The organism is Rhizobium sp. TH135 (genome assembly GCF_002855515.1).
Classification (GTDB): domain Bacteria; phylum Pseudomonadota; class Alphaproteobacteria; order Rhizobiales; family Rhizobiaceae; genus Allorhizobium.
Genome location: NZ_PKRP01000004.1, coordinates 1 through 17,605 on the forward strand (window position 1 = coordinate 1; position 17,605 = coordinate 17,605).

General features: G+C 57.9%; 15 protein-coding genes and 1 pseudogene. 10 read left to right on the plus strand and 6 right to left on the minus strand.

The genetic code is table 11. The features are described from left to right. The 5 genes and pseudogenes from C0V73_RS12730 to C0V73_RS12750 all read left to right on the plus strand — a co-directional run. Positions 1-1,217, plus strand: a 1,217-nt coding sequence (locus C0V73_RS12730) for an ATP-binding protein (protein WP_143708340.1), incomplete at its 5' end; no start/stop codon positions are given. After that, positions 1,214-1,960 carry an ATP-dependent Zn protease gene (locus C0V73_RS12735; RefSeq protein WP_102020387.1) on the plus strand — a complete coding sequence of 249 codons (747 nt, stop codon included), beginning with the start codon at positions 1,214-1,216 and terminating at the stop codon, positions 1,958-1,960. The genes C0V73_RS12730 and C0V73_RS12735, both read left to right, overlap by 4 nt. Before the next feature lie 461 nt (positions 1,961-2,421). After that, entirely contained in the window at positions 2,422-4,332 is a 1,911-nt protein-coding gene (locus tag C0V73_RS12740; RefSeq protein ID WP_102020388.1) for a methyl-accepting chemotaxis protein, read from the plus strand. A 76-nt stretch (positions 4,333-4,408) separates the two neighbouring features. Then, entirely contained in the window at positions 4,409-6,139 is a 1,731-nt protein-coding gene (locus C0V73_RS12745; protein WP_102020389.1) for an EAL domain-containing protein, read from the plus strand. Positions 6,140-6,180: 41 nt separating this feature from the next. After that, positions 6,181-6,714: pseudogene (locus C0V73_RS12750) on the plus strand (IS3 family transposase); the annotation flags it as partial. A gap of 136 nt (positions 6,715-6,850) precedes the next feature. Here the strand turns inward: C0V73_RS12750 and C0V73_RS12755 are convergent. The 5 genes from C0V73_RS12755 to C0V73_RS12775 form a co-directional block, all read right to left on the minus strand. Next, positions 6,851-7,306 carry a MarR family transcriptional regulator gene (locus C0V73_RS12755; RefSeq protein ID WP_102020390.1) on the minus strand — a complete coding sequence of 152 codons (456 nt, stop codon included), beginning with the start codon at positions 7,304-7,306 and terminating at the stop codon, positions 6,851-6,853. Next, the gene (locus C0V73_RS12760) at positions 7,299-8,447 is read right to left on the minus strand and encodes a twin-arginine translocation pathway signal protein (protein WP_245407965.1); all 1,149 of its coding nucleotides are present in this window, start codon (positions 8,445-8,447) and stop codon (positions 7,299-7,301) included. Before C0V73_RS12760 ends, C0V73_RS12755 begins: the two co-directional genes overlap by 8 nt. Positions 8,448-8,782: 335 nt before the next feature. Continuing rightward, positions 8,783-9,364 (minus strand): DUF1349 domain-containing protein, encoded by a 582-nt coding sequence (locus tag C0V73_RS12765; RefSeq protein WP_102020816.1) that lies wholly within the window; start codon positions 9,362-9,364, stop codon positions 8,783-8,785. Positions 9,365-9,776: 412 nt separating this feature from the next. Beyond that, positions 9,777-10,876, minus strand: a protein-coding gene (locus C0V73_RS12770) for an IS3 family transposase (protein WP_102020391.1) whose coding sequence is annotated in 2 segments (ribosomal slippage) — positions 9,777-10,624 and positions 10,624-10,876 — 1,101 coding nt in all. Because the reading frame shifts where the segments join, the coding sequence is not laid out codon by codon here. Positions 10,877-11,186: 310 nt separating this feature from the next. Then, a complete protein-coding gene (locus C0V73_RS12775; RefSeq protein ID WP_102020392.1) occupies positions 11,187-12,023 on the minus strand; it encodes a helix-turn-helix domain-containing protein in 837 nt (278 codons plus the stop codon). A gap of 135 nt (positions 12,024-12,158) precedes the next feature. Between C0V73_RS12775 and C0V73_RS12780 the strand changes: the two genes are divergently transcribed. Continuing rightward, entirely contained in the window at positions 12,159-13,193 is a 1,035-nt protein-coding gene (locus C0V73_RS12780) for a fatty acid desaturase (protein ID WP_102020393.1), read from the plus strand. Between the two features lie 60 nt (positions 13,194-13,253). On the opposite strand, the gene C0V73_RS12785 is transcribed toward C0V73_RS12780, so the two are convergent. Continuing rightward, a complete protein-coding gene (locus C0V73_RS12785) occupies positions 13,254-14,159 on the minus strand; it encodes a MurR/RpiR family transcriptional regulator (RefSeq protein WP_172450169.1) in 906 nt (301 codons plus the stop codon). Positions 14,160-14,263: 104 nt separating this feature from the next. Between C0V73_RS12785 and C0V73_RS12790 the strand changes: the two genes are divergently transcribed. The 4 genes from C0V73_RS12790 (at position 14,264) to C0V73_RS12805 (ending at position 17,600) form a co-directional block, all read left to right on the plus strand. After that, complete coding sequence (locus C0V73_RS12790) at positions 14,264-15,016, plus strand: transporter substrate-binding domain-containing protein (RefSeq protein WP_172450170.1); 753 nt, start codon at positions 14,264-14,266, stop codon at positions 15,014-15,016. Between the two features lie 61 nt (positions 15,017-15,077). Next, complete coding sequence (locus C0V73_RS12795) at positions 15,078-15,767, plus strand: ABC transporter permease (RefSeq protein ID WP_102020396.1); 690 nt, start codon at positions 15,078-15,080, stop codon at positions 15,765-15,767. Further along, complete coding sequence (locus C0V73_RS12800) at positions 15,764-16,495, plus strand: ABC transporter permease (RefSeq protein ID WP_102020397.1); 732 nt, start codon at positions 15,764-15,766, stop codon at positions 16,493-16,495. Before C0V73_RS12795 ends, C0V73_RS12800 begins: the two co-directional genes overlap by 4 nt. Beyond that, entirely contained in the window at positions 16,488-17,600 is a 1,113-nt protein-coding gene (locus C0V73_RS12805) for a succinylglutamate desuccinylase/aspartoacylase family protein (protein ID WP_102020398.1), read from the plus strand. Before C0V73_RS12800 ends, C0V73_RS12805 begins: the two co-directional genes overlap by 8 nt. Positions 17,601-17,605: the final 5 nt, after the last annotated feature.

Here is a 17,605-nt window from a genome sequence, read left to right on the forward strand (position 1 = left end):
TGCAGCGTCGGCTCCTCAATGCGCTGCGACGTGACTATCCCGTCGTTGCAATCTGCGAAGATGCGAAAGGTGTTCCGGACGAGATCACTATCGCGGCTGACATCAACCTGGAGGGCGGGAGGCTCGATTACCCCTTCCTCGTCTTGATGCTCGAAGCCATCTACGGCCCAGGTGGCAGGTTGCCGCTCGATCGGTGGACAAATTCCTATGATGTTCACTACCTCACGATCGACGACGTTGTGCTCGCATTCCGACCTGGCCGCAGTGCCGCCGAGGTCGTTGCGATCCTTGCTTCCCTCACCGAGCGCAATCGCATTGCTGCGCGCGATGGCGACAGTGACGAGGATGAGAGCGACGGGTCCTCAAGTGGCTCTAAGACGTCGAAACAAAAGCCTGGCAATGCGAGCCATGACACGTCTGCTTCGGGGCAAGACAGTAGCAGTGGCGGGTGGAAACGCGACAAGCCGTCCGGGGCGGAAGTCATCCAGCCGGAGCCTTTCGGCGAAGACGGGAGCCCGCCGAGCCTCGCGATCGAGACGCTGCCTGGCTACGGGAAAGCCAAGACCTGGGCGCTCGATTTGAAGGCAGATCTCGATGATTACCGCGCCTCGATCCTTCCATGGTCTGACATGAGCACCAAGCTGCTTCTTTCTGGACCGCCGGGGACCGGCAAGACGACATTCGCCCGGGCGCTCTGCAATAGCTTGCAGGTGCCGCTGGTGGTTAGCTCGGTGTCGACCTGGTTGCAGGGTGCGCATCTGAGTGACGTCCTCAATCGCATGGCCCGGACCTTTGCCGAGGCGCGGGCCGTGGCACCCGCGATCCTGTTCATCGACGAGATCGATGGCATCGGAAAACGCCAGCCGGCGGAGAGGGAATACGCGGACTATTGGAATGGTGTCGTCAACAAAGCGCTCGAATTGCTGGATGGTGCGGTGAAGGGCGAAGGCCTCATCGTCGTCGGCGCCACCAACAGACCGGAGCAGATCGACGAGGCCCTGAAACGCTCCGGGCGCCTGGAAACCCACATCGAGATTCCGAGGCCAGACACTGCCACGCTGGCCGAAATCTTCCGGCACCATCTTGGCGAAGATCTGAAGGTTCTGGCCGCAGAGGGGCAGGTGCCAACCAAGGAAAAACCCGAGATCCCCAAGGCGTCCCCGGATGCCGACGGCAGCCTGAGTCAACAAACAGCGCTGAATGGAGGAAGCCAATGACCGAGCAAGCCATGACCAATACTGGGCCGAGTGAGAGTGACGTTCAATCGGTTCTGAAGCGTCTGGGGACCCGTGCGATGGGGCTTACCGGGGCTGATGTCGAACGCGTCGTTCGTGAGGCTCGCCAGGTCGCCCGCAGGCAGAAGCGTCCTATCCGCTACAAGGATCTGGAGGACGCCGTCCGGATGAACAGGCCAGAGCTTCCGCACGATCTTCGCTGGCGCTTCGCTGTCCACGAAGCGGGCCATGCGATCGTCCATCACGTCCTCAAGCTCGGTCCGATCCAGGGGATTACGATCGATATGCCCGATGGCGGGTACAGTCTTCTAGCGTTCCAGAGGTCCGGCAGTGACATGCTGAGCTATCGCGAGGACCTGCTGGCGATGCTGCTGGCCGGGCGGGCGGCAGAGCAGATTGTCTTCTGCTCCGTCTCCGTCGGCTCGGCGGGATCAGAAGACAGTGATCTCGCGCGTGCGACCAGGCTTGCGCTGGCCCTTGAGCGCAGTCTCGGGTTTGGGGCAGTGCAGCCGCTCCTCTACCGTGACGACAAGGATGCGACGCCAGTGCTCGACGCGCAGCCGGATCTGGCCGCTCGTGTCCATGCGCGGTTGGAGAAGGCACTCGGGCGGGCGGCCGAGATCCTCAATGACAATAGGGCGCGGCTTAATCGGTTGACGGCGGTTCTGTTCGAACAGCAGGTGCTGGATGGAGAGGCGGCGAGGGAAATCCTCAATGAGGGGTGAGGCAATAGCCGGCGGGAAGCTAGCTCTGCGCCTTCACAGCGGTCGTTCACGTTATACAGGCGCTATCTAAGGTGAGGACGGAAAGGAAGCTGTCGGCTTTGTATCACACCAATCCGAGAAGCGGAAAACCCGCGCGAGAAGCAGACATCTCTAGTCGCCAGCAGGTAGGTCCACCCGCACTGCCGTCTGATTAGGCTGCGCGGCGGGATGTCGTATCAACACCAGCTTTTCGTCCACCGTCAGATCACTGACCCTTCTGCAGGCATTTGCTCAAAAATTTTGCATCGACTCGCTAATTCGTTAGCTGATCGTAAAGATTCGACTCCTAAATTTGATATCCAGTGACCACGAGGGGACGCGAAAGCTTGCTGAGCGCATAAAAATCAAGCTCCTGCTTAAGAATAAAGCTTAGGCTTCAATGGGGCCCGCACTCATTCGATAGGTTTTGGGAAGGGGATACAATGACAATCAGGGTAAAACTTCTTGCATGCATATCGCTGTTAACCGCAGCACTAATCGCGATCACCGCGTTCAGCTTCTACGCTATGCGTACACAGGCGGAGATCGCCAAGTCTATTGTCCTCGACCGTGTGATGCCCATGGAGCAGCTCAAGCGGATCGGCGACGGCTACGCAGTAGATGTGGTCGACACGGCACACAAGGTCCGTTCGCAGGCAATGTCACCAAATGATGGCTTGGCGAATGTCGACAGGGCTCTTGCTTCCATTGAGGCCCATTGGAATGAGTATATTTCGACGACACTGACGGCCGAAGAGAAACAAATCGCTGACCACTTTGCGGAGGTACGCGCACAAGCAAATGCTGGTGTTGAGGAACTCCGCCAGCTTCTTGCTTCTGGCGATCTCGGCGCCCTGGCTGAATTCGCTGACGAGAAGCTATATCCGACGATTGACCCGCTCGGCACTGACATATCAAAGCTGATCGATCTGCAGATCGAGGTTGCAAAGCAGGGCCTCGATGAAGGCAATCAACTGACAACCTTCCTGACGACCATTATGACAACGCTGTCGGCGCTTGGTGCTGTCGTAGCGGCATTCTCCACTTGGACCGTATTGCGCGGCGTAATACGACCAGTCAACTCCATCTCGGCAGCAATGTCCGATCTCGCCAGCGGTAACCTTCAGGTCGAAATTTACGGCGAAGGACGCAAAGACGAGATTGGGAAAATGGCCTCGACTGTGGCGATTTTCAGGGACAATGCGCAAGAGCGCGTCCGTCTCGAAAAGGAAGCGGAAGCGAACCGGTCGCTCAGCGAGCAGGAACGCATCGAACGCGAACGCAGACAGGCTCAGGAAGCGGCGGAAGTCCGTTTTGCAGTCGAGAGCATCGGTCACGCCCTGAACGAGTTGTCGAGCGGCAAGCTGAACTACCGGATCGAAAGCGTCTTCGCCGAACGACTGGACCAGGTCCGCATCGACTTCAACGAAGCCGTGGCCAAGCTCGAGGATGCAATGCGCCGGGTCGGTCAGAATGCGCAGGCCATTGCTGCCGGATCCAACCAGATCCGCGCGGCTGCAGACGATTTGTCGAAGCGCACGGAACAGCAAGCAGCTTCTGTAGAAGAAACAGCAGCAGCGCTCGAGCAGATCACGACAACTGTCTCGGACTCCAGCCGCCGCGCCGAGGAAGCTGGAAAGCAGGTTCAGGAAACCCGCCAATCTGCCGAGCGCTCCGGAGAGATCGTGAATCGTGCAGTTCACGCCATGCAGGAGATCGAATCTTCCTCGCGCGAAATCTCCAGCATCATTGGCGTCATCGATGAGATCGCCTTCCAGACGAACCTGCTAGCACTCAATGCGGGCGTCGAAGCGGCGCGGGCCGGGGAGGCTGGCAAAGGTTTTGCTGTCGTCGCGCAAGAAGTGCGGGAACTGGCTCAGCGATCCGCTTCTGCGGCAAAGGAGATCAAGACATTGATCTCGAAGTCAGGCGAGCAGGTAGAGAACGGCGTCCATCTTGTCACAGAAACAGGCAAGGCACTTGAGCATATCGTCTCGCAGGTCCAGGCGGTCAGCGTCAATGTTACCGCAATCGTAGAGGGCGCCAAGGAACAGGCGACAGGTCTGAAAGAGATCAATACAGCAGTCAACACGATGGACCAGGGTACGCAGCAAAATGCGGCGATGGTCGAAGAATCGACCGCCGCCAGCCACTCTCTCGCCAAGGAAGCAGAAGCACTCTTTCAGCTCATTGGTCGCTTCGAGATCGGCAACTCGCAGAACAAGTCTGCGCCTTCCGAAGTTACCTCCGCGAACGCCCCCACTGCGTCGCCAGCCCGCAGGCTGATCAACCGGGTTGCCACAGCCGTAAGAGGCAATACCGCAGTTAAGAACGAGACGTGGGAGGATTTCTAAGCTTCCGAAATCAAGAAGCAGTCTGGCGGGCCGATCAAAATCGGTCCGCTAAGTCATCCATGGAGAGTGTGCAGTGATGGAAGTTGACACCGAACTGATTACAGGGCGAATCCTGGGGCGTGGCCTGAATAGCCTGCGCGTTAGATTCACCATAATGATTGGCGTGTTTAGCTCCCTGATTGCCGCACTGGTGTTCTACCTCCTGGAATACCAAGATGCTGGGGCTTCTCACTCGTTAACCGCAGTCGGGTATGCCAAGCTCGTGGCCTCGATTGCTGTTGCCTCTGGTTTCACTTACTACATGACCGGGCGATTGACCCGTCCGATTCAGAACCTGAAGGCGAGCACAGAAGCCATCGCTTCGGGCAACTATGAAACGGTTGTGACGGTGGACTGCCGATGCGAAGTCGGAGGCCTGGCTGAGAGCTTCCGAAAAATGGTGGCGCGGCTCAACGACAATGTCTCCAAAATCAACACGCTGGCTTACGAAGACGGCATAACAGGACTTCCCAATCGCGCAGTCCTTAACGAGCTCCTTGAGAGACCCGAGAAGCTATCCGGGCATATCCTGTTCATCGACCTCGACCGCTTCAAGCAGGTCAACGATCTCTACGGCCACCAGATAGGAGACAAGCTGCTCCAGATGGCGTCCTCCAGAATGCTGGTCGATGGTCTCCAGATTACCACCGAGAATATCAATCTTTGCCTCACCCCTGATACCCTTGATGTCGCATCGCCCGGGTGCCGGCTCCTTTTTCGCTTCGCCGGGGACGAATTCGTTGTCCTGGTGACGGGTGAAAACAGCCAACAAAAGATCAATCAAATTGCTCAACAACTGATCGATGCTTTGGCAGATCCGTTCCTTATCGGCCAAAGGCGAATCCAGATTGGTGCGAGCGTGGGTATTGCAGCACTCGGCGAGGGCATATCTTGTGCCGACACGCTGAAACATGCCGACATGGCAATGTACGAGGCCAAGAGCCGAGGACGCGGAACGTATGCAGTCTTCGATGACCTGATGCGCGAAAAGGCTGTTGACCGCGCAGAGCTTGAGCGGGATTTCGTCCATGCGATAGACAACGACGAGATGGTTGTTCACTACCAGTCTAAAATCGACCTCAAATCTGGTGAAGTCGAAAGCTATGAAGCTCTGGTCAGATGGGCGCATCCCACACGGGGACTGCTATATCCGGGCAGCTTTTTAGATGTCGCTGCCGCTGGTGACGGACTGGAGCGGATCGGTCGCAAGGTTATGTCGATTGTTGCGCAAGATGTGGGTGAACTGAGTAACTCAGGATTGCCGGCACGGGTGGCTGTTAATGTATGCCCAACCCAGTTCGCAGACGAAAACTTCGCCGAGAAGCTCTCCTCCTATGTTGTGTCTCGTGGCATCAGGCCAAGCGATCTGGAGTTGGAGGTGACAGAGTCGGTTGCAATGCTGGATCTTGACAAGGCGCGTCAGCATCTTGAGGCGTTAAGGGCCGCAGGGTTCAAAGTGGCGATCGACGATTTCGGAACCGGGTTTTCGAACTTGGCACAGCTCTGCAAGCTACCTTACGATTTCCTGAAGATCGACCGCTCACTGGTTCAGGACATTGCCACAAGCCGTGATAGCCAGATCATAGTGTCATCCGTTATCGCAATGGCCCATGGTCTTGGACACAAGGTCGTTGCAGAAGGTGTCGAAAACGCCGATCAGCTCGAAGTATTGAGAACTCTCGGATGTGACATCGCACAAGGGTACTTTTTCGGGATTCCTTCACCGATCGTTGGTTTCCACGCAAAACAGAGCCGGTTGGGCGCATAAGGAGGTGCGGACAAAAACTTGGACCACCAAGGAGGTAGTTCATGTATTCCTATTCAGACAGACTTCGAGCAGTGGAGCTCTATATACGGCTGGGCAAGCGCCTCAACGCGACCATTCGCCAGCTGGAATATCCCACAAAGAATGCCCGGAGGGGTTGGTACCGCGAGTACCTCGAGAACCTCTATCTGCGTATGCAGCCGGTAGCGCGAGCGCCAAAGTAATCCGAGGCACAGAAACAGGCGGCACTTGAGCACTTTCGCACCCATGATCGTTGCATCTCAGCGACGATGAGAGCGCTTGGGTATCCTGGTCGAGGGACTCTAACCGCATGGGTCCGTGAGGCGTTTCCGGAGGCGCGAACACCGATGGTCGGTCGATCATGGCATCCTGGATATCGCGAGGAGGTCCGGCAAGTAGGCGTCTTCGGGCTATGCAATGGAGACGAAACCGCTCAACAGGTGGCTGACCGACTGGGCGTCTCAAGGCCGACTTTGTACAGCTGGAAAGATCAGCTACTCGGTCATAAGGCTCCTTCATCCATGAAACGCCGCAAAGCCAACTCCAAAGCACCAGATGCGGATATGTTCTCCCTTTCCGTGTTCAGACATGTGTCCTTGTCGTGCTTTCCGGAGATCGGTATGGCTGATCCGACAAGATCGTCAGGAACCGTGCAGTCATGGCGTTCGACGAGCCTATCGAAAATGCCGCAGCCTATGGTGAAGCGTCGCGATCTGTATCTAGGAATTTCCGCAACACTTCGAGATCGGGAAGCATGCGTGCAACGTGGTCGGGGGGAATGGCGGCTGCAATCCGTTTGAGATCGGGTGCGAGTGCGTCGATCGCATCCTGTCGGAACGTACGCCCTGCATCCGTGATATGAACCAGTTTTGATCGGCCATCCCCAGGGTTCTTGCGGATCTCGATCAGGCCCGCCTGTTCCAGAACGGCCAGCGAGTGCGTCATCGATGTCTTGGGCACCTGAAAGGCCCGCGCTATGGCAAGAGGCGTGCGGCCATCGCCTACGCGGATCAAATGGTTCAATACATAAAATTGCGCTGCAACGAAGCCCGGCGGCAACCGGGCTTCTAGCAGGCTGCGTGAAAGTTGCCCGATGATGCCGATTTCGTTGAAGAGCCGGAAGTAGTCGGGCATTGCGCTTTCAGACATTCATGATCCTGCTTTCCAACGGCCATCGCGGGCTGTTTCCGACAACCGGACCATAACCGATGCGCGACAGCATTTGAACAGTACCGCCGTCCGGTGCAAGGCGTTCGTGCACTTGGCTATAGGGCCCTGCCATCTCCGGAAATTCCTGCAAGGCCTGACTGAGGGGCTGGAACCCAAGTCCCAAAGCCGTCGCAGCCAAGTTGACGCGCACCCAGTCCGCGCCCGTCGCAATCTGCGTTTCGCGGCTGTTGTCGGCGGTGACCAGCCAGACATGTCCCATCGCGGTATCGGCATTTGCGTAGACCGCGTCCATGCCGGCCTTGAAGGCGAAGCTCGTTGGGTCGGCCGCCATTTCACGGCTGAACGTGCCTGTCAGGTGCATCGTTTCAAACATAGGTCCCGAAAAGTCGATGCCATCGGGGTTGGCATCCACTTCCCGGCGTCCGATACGGAATAGATCGACGCTCTCCTGAAAAGTATGGGGCGTCTCGACCTCAATGCGAAGCGCTTCGCGCGTCAACGCGCGCCATTTGACCGTTTCCGCCGGGTCGACAGTGCCGCCGAACCGCGTGCCGTTGCTGGCTGCCAAAGCCATCTGCATCAGCATGTCGGGTGCCAGAGGGCGGCTCGTGTCGAACGGTTCCTTGTTGGAGCGCCGGGCTGGTACCAGTGCGAACAGGGGATCGCGCGCAACCGCTGGATCGGCTGTGAAGGTGATGCGCGCGATGGGGCGTTGGTCGAGGGCCGTGGCGTTGCTGCCCTGCGGAAAAAGCGTCATGGCGGCGCGGTAGCCATCTTCTGCTGCGGCCATGCGCAGGACTTCCAGAAAACACCCGAGACCGATCACGATCTGTCGGTTGAAGGGGTCGGTGTGTGGCAACAGGCGGTCAGTGTCTGCATGCAGCGTGATGACGCCGTCCTCGGACACATCCGCCAGCCATGGCTGGCGATTATGCGGGTTCGGGGCCAGGAGCGCCCACGACAGAGCCCGCATCCGCGGGTCCTCATAGCTGCCCGCGCGTTCCCACGGAAGGTAAGCCGTTTGCGGCATGCGTGTTGCCGCGTATCCGAAGGCACCGCCGGCTGCCAGGACAGCCCCGCCGCCAACAAGGAAAATCATCTTGCGCCGTGTCAGGTTCATCACCATCTCCTTTGGTTCGATGTCGAACTATATAGTGCGGCATCGAACCAAAGTCAAATGACGGTTGATCTGGGTAGTGCGTCTCGGTGGTAGCTGCCCCCGCCTGCAAGGCTATCGCAAGCGCTGAAACTTGTTCGGTGAAGCAGCACCGAGGCCATCCGCTGAAGCTGGTCGTCGGTTTTTTGGCCGACAGCGGAAATGATTTCCGCTTCGCGCCTTTACACCAGCCGTACACGGCTTCGTTTGCAGCACCTCAAAGCGGTCCTTGATCTCGGCCAAGCTCCCCGCATTTGCGCCAGAACGAGACGCTGCTGTTAAATTACGCGCACTTGCGGCTACGTCAGGTCGTGGAGGTCCTTGCCTAAGGCCCGCCCGAATTGCCATTCACTAAATCGTACCTCCAAGCCCGCACGTTCGGGAGTGCAGCACATTGGGCCAACGAGATAATGATCCGCTTCTGGGAATCGGCAGAGGCGGACCAGCGGCCAAGTCTGCCCATCGTGTGAGACTTGTATTCTTAGAACGCCGCTGTGGAGGGTCACCCTCAGCCAAAAATCTGATGGGTCGCCGTGATATCGCCCCGTCGCCCAGTCGGAGGCTTCATCAGTCAGCACACTGCCCAGCAAGCCATATCCGTCCGAGAACTCTATCCCGGTCTTGACCCACCGTCTCTCGTCCAGCCTGACCATCAGGCCAGCCTGGTCGTAAAGATGTTCGAAATGTGCTTGGACACGAACTTGGGCGGTAAAACTGCTTTCGGCCTGGAATGCGTAGAAGTGGCCGCTATCGCGCACAAAGCCATAGTGTGTCTCTCGCCAAAAATCCGTGTTGGCGTCAGTCGTTACGCAGAGTTCGGTATCCGAAGAATTTGCTTTAGTTGGCTCATTGAGCCACCGGCCATTTTGAAGACTGTGCAACTGCGCCACCTATAAAAATTTGCGGACTTGCTAAACCGCATCTCTCATAACGCGGCAACTCCGAAAATGCCCAATTGCTGCCAACAGGCAAGGTCTGACAGGCGCTTCCGCCTTGCGCCCTCATATCGGACATTGAGCATGTTTTGTCGTGGGCCCGAAACCTGCCGATCCGCTAACCCTGTCTGCAACGCGCCTTCAATTAGGTCATTAAATTGCTCGCTGTAAAACACTGATTTAGCTTTCCGTTTCATACTGCTGGCGAAACGAAAGCGCGATCTTGGCCCGTCACCATATGTTTCGGCGGTTGGGCCAAAGCAAAGCGTCGCCGCTTCCGTTCAGTGTTTTGGCGCGTGTGACCTGAGACCCGACTTCCCTCCATTTTTCGGGAGAGTCTTGGGTTTTTAATCTGGCCTTATGCGGCCTGTTTTTCCATAGCCATTTTCATTGCGAACTCTCTGGGTGTGATGTTGCCCAGCGACGAGTGCGGTCTGTTTCTGTTGTAATCCTCCTTCCATGCGGTGATGGCAGCGCGGGCTTGGTTGAGCGACGAGAACAGCGTCTCGTTGAGGCATTCGTCACGGAAGCTGCCGTTGAAGCTTTCAACGATGCCGTTCTGCATCGGCTTGCCTGGGGCGATGTAGTGCCATTCGACCTTGGTCTCCTGACACCATTTGAGGATGGCCATGCTGGTCATCTCCGTGCCGTTGTCCGAGACGATCGTCTTCGGCTTCCCCCGCCTGACGATAAGGGTGTCCAGCTCGCGGCCAAGCCGAGCGCCCGACAGGGATGTGTCGGCGACCAGGCACAGGCATTCACGGGTGAAGTCATCGACGACAGCCAGAACGCGGAAGCGGCGACCGTCGGTGAAGGCATCGCTGACGAAGTCCAGGCTCCAGCGCTCGTTGGGGCGCGACGGTAGAGCCAAGGGACGCCTTGTCCCCAAGGCCCGCTTTCGACCGCCGCGCTTGCGCACCGCCAGCTTCTCCTCCCGATAGAGACGCCGAAGCTTCTTCAGGCTCATGACGATCCCCTGCCGGTCGAGCATGACGTGGATACGGCGATATCCGAAGCGGCGACGCTCGGATGCCACCTTCTTCATCGCCTCCCGAATGGCTGCATCGTCAGGCCGCACGCTGCGATATCGCATGCTCGACCGATCAAACGATAGAACCTCGCACGCCCGACGCTGGCTCACTCCATGCTGCGCACAGACGTGAGCCACCGCAGTCCGCTTCACATCGGGCGTCACCATTTTTTTGCAGCGACATCCTTCAGGATCGCATTGTCCAGCATGGCCTCGGCGAGCAGCTTCTTCAGTTTGGCATTCTCGTCCTCGAGCGCCTTCAGCTTGCGGGCATCGGACACATCCATGCCGCCATACTTCGCCTTGTATTTGTAGAAGGTTGCATCCGAGATGCCGTGCTTGCGGCAGACATCAACCGTCTTCGCGCCCGCCTCCTGCTCCTTCAATATCCCGATGATCTGTTCTTCCGTGAACCGTGAACGCTTCATCCGTCCGTCTCCTTGATGTGACGGACTCTACCAAATTCTGGAGGAAGTTCAGGGGCTCAGGTCACTTTCCACTTTCTGCTCAAACATGAGTTAGTCAGACTACTCGGACGATCACGAAGCATCGACAGCAGATAAAAAGAATAGCGTTCTCAAAGGGGTGGCGGCGGTAGGAGTGGGCTTTCGGTTCGATTCCGTTCAAGAGCAGGGTTAGCAAGTTGCGTAGAATGCTGCGAGTTCGCTCGAATAGCGACACAGGGTGGCGGTTCTACCCCGTCGGCACCTGCAGTTTCTTGAGCTACGAGCTATTGGCTCAATAAACTTGTAGTGAACTTACATGATCCGCGCTTTCATGGGCATGCACGCGTGTAAACCTGATGAGATCATCGAAGTGCCGCTGCATCTTGCGGATGGAGTCTCCATTGTTGAGCACAAGATACATTCCGCCGACGAAAATGGCGGCACGTTGTGAACCGAATATCGTATACGGGACGGAGAATTTCTCCTTCTCATTGTAGAGAAACAAGCGGAACGAGGGGTAGAGCTCGCGGATCAGCCTTGCCATATGCTGCAGTTGTTCGGCGCGAACCTCCCGCGCCAGTCCACTCCACATCCCTCGTCCTTGCGCAAAGGCTTCAAGTGTTTCCTGAGGCATGCAGACTTCCATGTCAGTCCCCGGCTGACGGTTATAGTCTAGTCTGAAGGCGGTTTCATTGGCCTGCGCCCTTGCATCCTGATGGGCCGCGTCAGCTTCGAAAGCGATGATCTCGGGTGTGCGAAGCAGATCGGGAATGCGTGCAGGGACATATCGGATCTTGGAGCCAGCGGATTCCGCATGCCAGGTCATCAAGAGGGACCGCCCCTGGTCCTCTCCACCGTCTTCCATTTCAAAACTCGGTCGCAACTCGCCGGTCAGTCCCGGATCATGCGAGATGCCGAGCAGCCAATCGAGTGAAACAGCATGGCGTTCGGCGATATTCAAAAGTGTTTCAACGCGCGGCAGTCTGGCCGACCCGCCTGATAGCAACTGAGAAAGGGCCGAGCGATCGATGCCGATGCCGGCGGCAAAATTGGATTGATTGCTGCCGGAGCGGGAGACCAGCTCAGCCAGCCTCGCCCGAAAAAGCCCAGACAGATCGCGTTTGTCCATGATCGACCCTATTGTTTACGATCGTAAACAATACCGATGTTCCGTTATCAAAATCAACAGCAGGTCACCATGGTCTCGTTTCATCCTGACAAGCGACATGGAACTCTGATGGCCTAGTTCAAATCAGGGGACATCATGCGCAAAATAGTCAGATCAACGCCCAGCTCGTTGCGCCACCGGACCAGGGGACTTGGGGTCGAGTGGCCGACAGTCACCCTGCTGATCTTCTGCTACGGGCTCTGGGGCCTTGCCGGTTACGTCGTCTATCCGCAGTTTCCGCTCGTCGCTGTGCTTCTGATGGGCATCGCCGTTGCATTGCACTCCTCGCTCCAGCATGAGGTCCTGCATGGACACCCTACAAGGAATGCCCGCGTAAACGAGGCACTGATCTTTGCGCCACTTGGCGTGTTCTATCCCTATCGCAGTTACAAGCGGACGCATCTCCAGCATCATGCAGACGAGCGCCTGACCGATCCCTTCGATGATCCCGAAAGCTATTATCGCTCATGGAACTCCTGGCAGAGCATGCCATTGGCCTTCAAGCGCCTGCTTGCCTTAAACAATACCCTGATAGGCCGAATGCTGTTGGGTCCGCCGCTTATGGTCGTTGGCTTCACGCTTGCAGAATGGCGCAGGATCGTAACCGGCGACCGCAAGGTGAGACTGGCCTGGGTCTTACATCTCGTCGGCCTCATCCCGACCCTGATGGTGGTGTCACAAGTCTTCGGCATCCCAATCTGGCTCTATGTTGGCGTCTCGGCCTATCTGGGCATTTCGATCATCTCCATCCGCTCCTATTGCGAGCACCAATGGGCAGAGAAACCGGACGGGCGGACGATCATTGTCGAGAACTCGCTTCTTGCGCCGCTCTTTCTTTATAACAATCTGCATCTCGTGCATCACAAGCTCCCGACCGTGCCTTGGTACAAGCTTCCGTCACATTACCGCGCGAGGCCTGTCGAGTGGCAACAGATGAATGAGGGCTATGTGTTTGCCAACTACATGGAGATTTTCAAGGCTTTTGCTTTCAAGGCGAAAGAGCCTGTAGTTCATCCCGTATGGCGCCGCGATGACCATCTCACGGCAAATGATTTGCTTCCAACGCAAGAGCCCCACCACGGGGTCTCTCATTCCTCTTTCAGTTTGGCTGTCTCTGATCTGCCGGCGTGACGAAATACGATGGTCTTGGCAAGCAATCGAGGGCCCGAGCACATCAGTGATGGCTATCTGCTACTCTGAGGATGACAAGTAAGCCGACATTGCTGCAGCCAGTCGGCCGGCGCGCTCGATATGGGCGGGATCAGAAATGAGAAACTCCGAGACAAGCGCTTCGATCAGAGCAAGTGCGGGCAGTGACGACGAGGGCAAGAGCGGATGCGGTGCTGGTGCAAGTAAAAGTGTCGTGGTCACTGCTGCCAAAGGTGACGCGATGGAATCGGTCAGCGCCACGACGCCAGCACCTGCCCGTCTTGCTGCATTGGCGAGATCAGTGACATCTGCCGAATAGCGTGGAAAGGCGAGTGCGATGACAAGATCGCCTTTACCCGCATTCATCAGTCGGCCGGCGGCCACTTCCGTTCCGCCATATTGCACGACGTTGACCACGCCGTCGCGATAGGGTTGAAGGCCAAGCGTGAGCATGGCTGCAAGATGTGATGATAGCCCGAAGCCCATCACCCAGACGTTGCGTGCCTCCTTGATCGCCGAGGCGACCTCGCGGATCGTGTGAGCCGTCTGCGGATCCGTCAGGGCTTCAATGGATCGGAGACCGTTTGCCAGACTAGCCTCTACCGCGCCTTGTCCTGCGCTGCCCTTGTCCAGTTCCGCACCAAGCTTGTTTACCGGCGCAATGAGCGCATGTACGGTCTCGCCGACAGCGGCGCGAAATTCTGCATAGCCGGAGAGGCCGAGATCCCGCACATAACGACTGATTGTGCTGGCAGAAATCGTTGACTGCCGTGCGACCTCTTCGATCCCGTGGGTGGCGACGAATATCGGGTCTCGCAGAATGAATTCCGACAGGCCGCGCTGGGAAGGCGAGCCTTCAGCCAGAAGTGACAGAACCTTTTTTCCAAGCGGCGAAGCGCTGAAACGGCGGTCGGCTTCTGCAGACCAGGATGGCGGAGATGGTGACATGATTTTTTTCACCTGTTGACTATCTGAAAATCTACTGCCATCGTCAAGCCACAGGAAAGAGAACAGGGAGGTCATTTCCTATGCGCTTCAAGACAGCATGCTCTGTGATTACACTTCTTCTTGCCGCCAGCGTAGCCCATGCGGATACACTGCGCATCGGGGTCGAAGGCAACTATCCGCCCTTCAGCCAGGTGGCCGCCGACGGGACCCTGTCGGGGTTCGACATCGAGATTGCCCAAGCGCTGTGTGAGGAGATGAAGGTCACCTGCGAGATGGTGCAGCAGGAATGGGATGGCATGATCCCGGCACTGAATGCCAAGAAGTTCGACATCATTGTTGCTTCGATGACCATCACGGAAAAGCGCAAGCAGGTCGTTGACTTCTCCGATCCCTATTACGATGTCCCCTCGCGTTTCGTCGCGAAAGAAGGGGCGTTCACCGGCTATTCGCCTGAGGATCTCAAAGGCAAGACGATCATCGTGCTGCGCAACAGCCCCCGCGCGGACTACATTGCGGCGAATTATCCAGACAGCGAAACGCTTCTCGTCGACAAGGAAACGGCCGTGTATCTGGAGCTTGCCGCGGGCCGCGGTGATATTGCCTTCGGATCTTCGGTGGTCTCAGGCGAAAGCTTCCTGAAGCAGCCTGAAGGCAAGGGTTTCGCACAGATCGGCGACGCCATTTCCCTCACCCAAAGCACGGATGGCGGTGTTGGTATCGCGCTTCGCAAGGGAGAGGACGAGCTCAAGTCGAAAATCAATACGGCGCTCGCCGAAGTGATGCAGGACGGAACCTACAAGACCATCTCGTTCAAATACTTCGATTTCGACATCATGCCCAAGCCGGTCCAGCCCTGACATCAAACATGCATGCGGCTCCACCATGTCATTTGGTGGGGCGGCGTGCCTGGGAGGCTTCATGTTCTACGGATATCTGCCCATGATCGTGGCGGGGCTCGGCGTTACCTTATCGGTGGCTTCGGTTTCGCTGCTTATTGCATGCGTCTTCGGACTGGCTGGTGCGGTCGCAAAGCTGTCGCCGTCTCCACTGTTGCGTGCTGTTGCGAACGCCTACACGACCATCATCCGGTCGCTACCCGATCTGCTCCTCATGCTCGGGGTGTTTTATGGCGGTCAGATCCTGCTCAACCGAATGGCTGATGCGCAAGGCTGGGGATATATCGAAATCAATGCCTTTGCCGCTGGCACGCTGACGCTCGGCTTTGTTTTTGGAGCCTATCTAACCGAAACCTTCCGTGGCGCAATCCTCGCCATTCCCCGAGGCCAAATCGAAGCCGGCTATGCCTGCGGGCTCACGCGCTGGCAGGTTCTCTCCCACATCACCCTGCCGCAAATGATCCGGCATGCTATCCCGGGCTTCACCAACAACTGGCTGGTGATGCTCAAGGCGACGGCGCTTGTCTCTATCATCGGGCTGGATGACATGGTGCATCGGGCGGGCCTGGCATCGGCGGCGACCCGTGCCCCCTTTACCTTCTATGCCCTGACGGGCGTCATATATCTTGCGGTCACAACGGTTTCGATCCTGGTGCTCTCGGGCGTCGAAAGACGCTTTTCCAGAGGTGTTCGGCGGGAGGCGCTCCGATGATCAACTGGCAGATTGTGTCGGAGACCCTGCCGCTCTTTTTCAACGGCTTGTGGATCACACTTCTTCTTCTCGTCCTTTCGGTGTCCGCGGGTCTCGTGCTCTCGGTTCCCTTGTCCATCGCCAGGGCCTCGGCCAATCCCTGGGCACGCACGCCCGTCTGGCTCTATACCTATGTCATTCGCGGCACGCCCCTTCTGGTGCAGCTCTTCATCATCTACTACGGCCTGCCGCAATTCGAGGCGATCCGCGAGAGCGCCATCTGGCCTGTCCTGCGCAGCCCGTGGTTCTGTGCCTGGCTCGCCTTCACCTTGAACACCACCGCTTACACGACGGAAATGTTTGCAGGTGCTATCAGGGCAACCCCAGCCGGCGAGATCGAAGCGGCGCGGGCGATGGGGCTGGGGCGCTACCAGGTGCTTCGCGACGTCTTCTGGCCGGGCGCCTGGCGGCGGGCTTTGCCGCAATATGGCAATGAGGTCGTGCAGATGATGCATGCGACAGCGCTCGCCAGCACCGTCACCATCGTCGAGATCCTCCGTGTCGCCCGTGATGTCTACACCAATTATCTTGTCCTGCCGGAGAGTTTCGGCATGGTGGCTGTCTTCTACCTGACACTCACGATCATTCTCACCCAGACGTTTCGCCTTCTGGAGCGTCACTATCTTCGCCACCTCGACCCACGCGCCAGCGTGACCAAGCTGGTGGCCGCGGAACCCACTCATGCATGAACAATTTATCGATATTCCCGGACGTGCGACGGGCACGACCCACCGGTTGACCTGGTTCAGCTTCGGCGATGGCAATGCCGGTCCGCATGTCTATATCCAGGGCGGGCTTCATGCCGATGAGGGGCCCGGCATGTTGGCAGCACGGCTTCTGGTCGACCGCCTGATCGAGGAAGATCGGGCGGGTAAGATGCGCGGACGGGTGACCGTCGTGCCGGCGGCCAATCCGCTGGCATTTGGGCAGTTCCTACATGGCGACCAGCAGGGCCGTTTCGATTTTTATGATGGCCGCAACTTCAACCGCGACTATCCGGATCTTACGGCGCAGGCGATCGCGTTGCTCGGGGATACACTCACCGATGATCCTCAGTCGAACACGGCCAATGTCCGACAGGCACTGCTTCAGGCGCTTGAAACGATCGAGCCGTCCGCGCCCAGTGACCGGCTTCGCCATGCGCTGATGCGGCTCGCTCTTCCTGCTGATGTGGTCATTGATCTGCATTGCGACGGCGAGGCAGAGGTGCATCTCTACACGCAGCCGGTTTCACTCGAGCGGGTGCTTCCCCTTGCAGCGCTCACCCGCTGTCGCGCCGTGCTCGTGGCCGACGTCTCCGGCGGGGAGCCGTTCGATGAAGCATTGACGAAGCCGTGGGGCGCAATCGCTGAAGCATTACCCGATAAACCTGTCCCCCAGGGCTGCGTCAGTTGCACTCTCGAATTGCGGGGACGCATGGATGTTGACCGCAAGCTGGCAGCTGATGATGCCGCGGCTCTGATCGATTATCTCCGCTACAGTGGCGTGCTGGCGGGCCATTCGAATATCCCGGCGCTATCGTGCGAGCCGACACCGCTTGCGGGTTCGGAGGCGCTGGTCGCACCGATCGCTGGGCTGGTCTCATATCCAGTGCCGCTCGGGCACCGGGTGCGCGAGGGTGAGATTGTTGCCGAGATCACCGATCCTGTGTCAGGCGATCTGCATCCTGTCGCCGCCAGCACATCGGGCGTTTTTTACGCGCGCCCAGCCACCCGGATCGCGGAAATCAACAAGCGGCTCGGCAAGATCGCCGGCACTCGTCCTTTCCGGGACGGCCCACTCCTTAGCCCGTGAGAACC

What these genes read in the sequence shown, in the direction of transcription:
- C0V73_RS12795 (WP_102020396.1), top strand. Translation starts at nt 15,078, where the DNA reads ATGTTCTACGGATATCTGCCCATGATCGTGGCGGGGCTCGGCGTTACC.
- C0V73_RS12740 (WP_102020388.1), top strand. Translation starts at nt 2,422, where the DNA reads ATGACAATCAGGGTAAAACTTCTTGCATGCATATCGCTGTTAACCGCA.
- C0V73_RS12745 (WP_102020389.1), top strand. Translation starts at nt 4,409, where the DNA reads ATGGAAGTTGACACCGAACTGATTACAGGGCGAATCCTGGGGCGTGGC.
- C0V73_RS12800 (WP_102020397.1), top strand. Translation starts at nt 15,764, where the DNA reads ATGATCAACTGGCAGATTGTGTCGGAGACCCTGCCGCTCTTTTTCAAC.
- C0V73_RS12775 (WP_102020392.1), bottom strand. Translation starts at nt 12,023, where the DNA reads ATGGACAAACGCGATCTGTCTGGGCTTTTTCGGGCGAGGCTGGCTGAG.
- C0V73_RS12780 (WP_102020393.1), top strand. Translation starts at nt 12,159, where the DNA reads ATGCGCAAAATAGTCAGATCAACGCCCAGCTCGTTGCGCCACCGGACC.
- C0V73_RS12785 (WP_172450169.1), bottom strand. Translation starts at nt 14,159, where the DNA reads ATGTCACCATCTCCGCCATCCTGGTCTGCAGAAGCCGACCGCCGTTTC.
- C0V73_RS12760 (WP_245407965.1), bottom strand. Translation starts at nt 8,447, where the DNA reads ATGAACCTGACACGGCGCAAGATGATTTTCCTTGTTGGCGGCGGGGCT.
- C0V73_RS12735 (WP_102020387.1), top strand. Translation starts at nt 1,214, where the DNA reads ATGACCGAGCAAGCCATGACCAATACTGGGCCGAGTGAGAGTGACGTT.
- C0V73_RS12755 (WP_102020390.1), bottom strand. Translation starts at nt 7,306, where the DNA reads ATGTCTGAAAGCGCAATGCCCGACTACTTCCGGCTCTTCAACGAAATC.
- C0V73_RS12805 (WP_102020398.1), top strand. Translation starts at nt 16,488, where the DNA reads ATGCATGAACAATTTATCGATATTCCCGGACGTGCGACGGGCACGACC.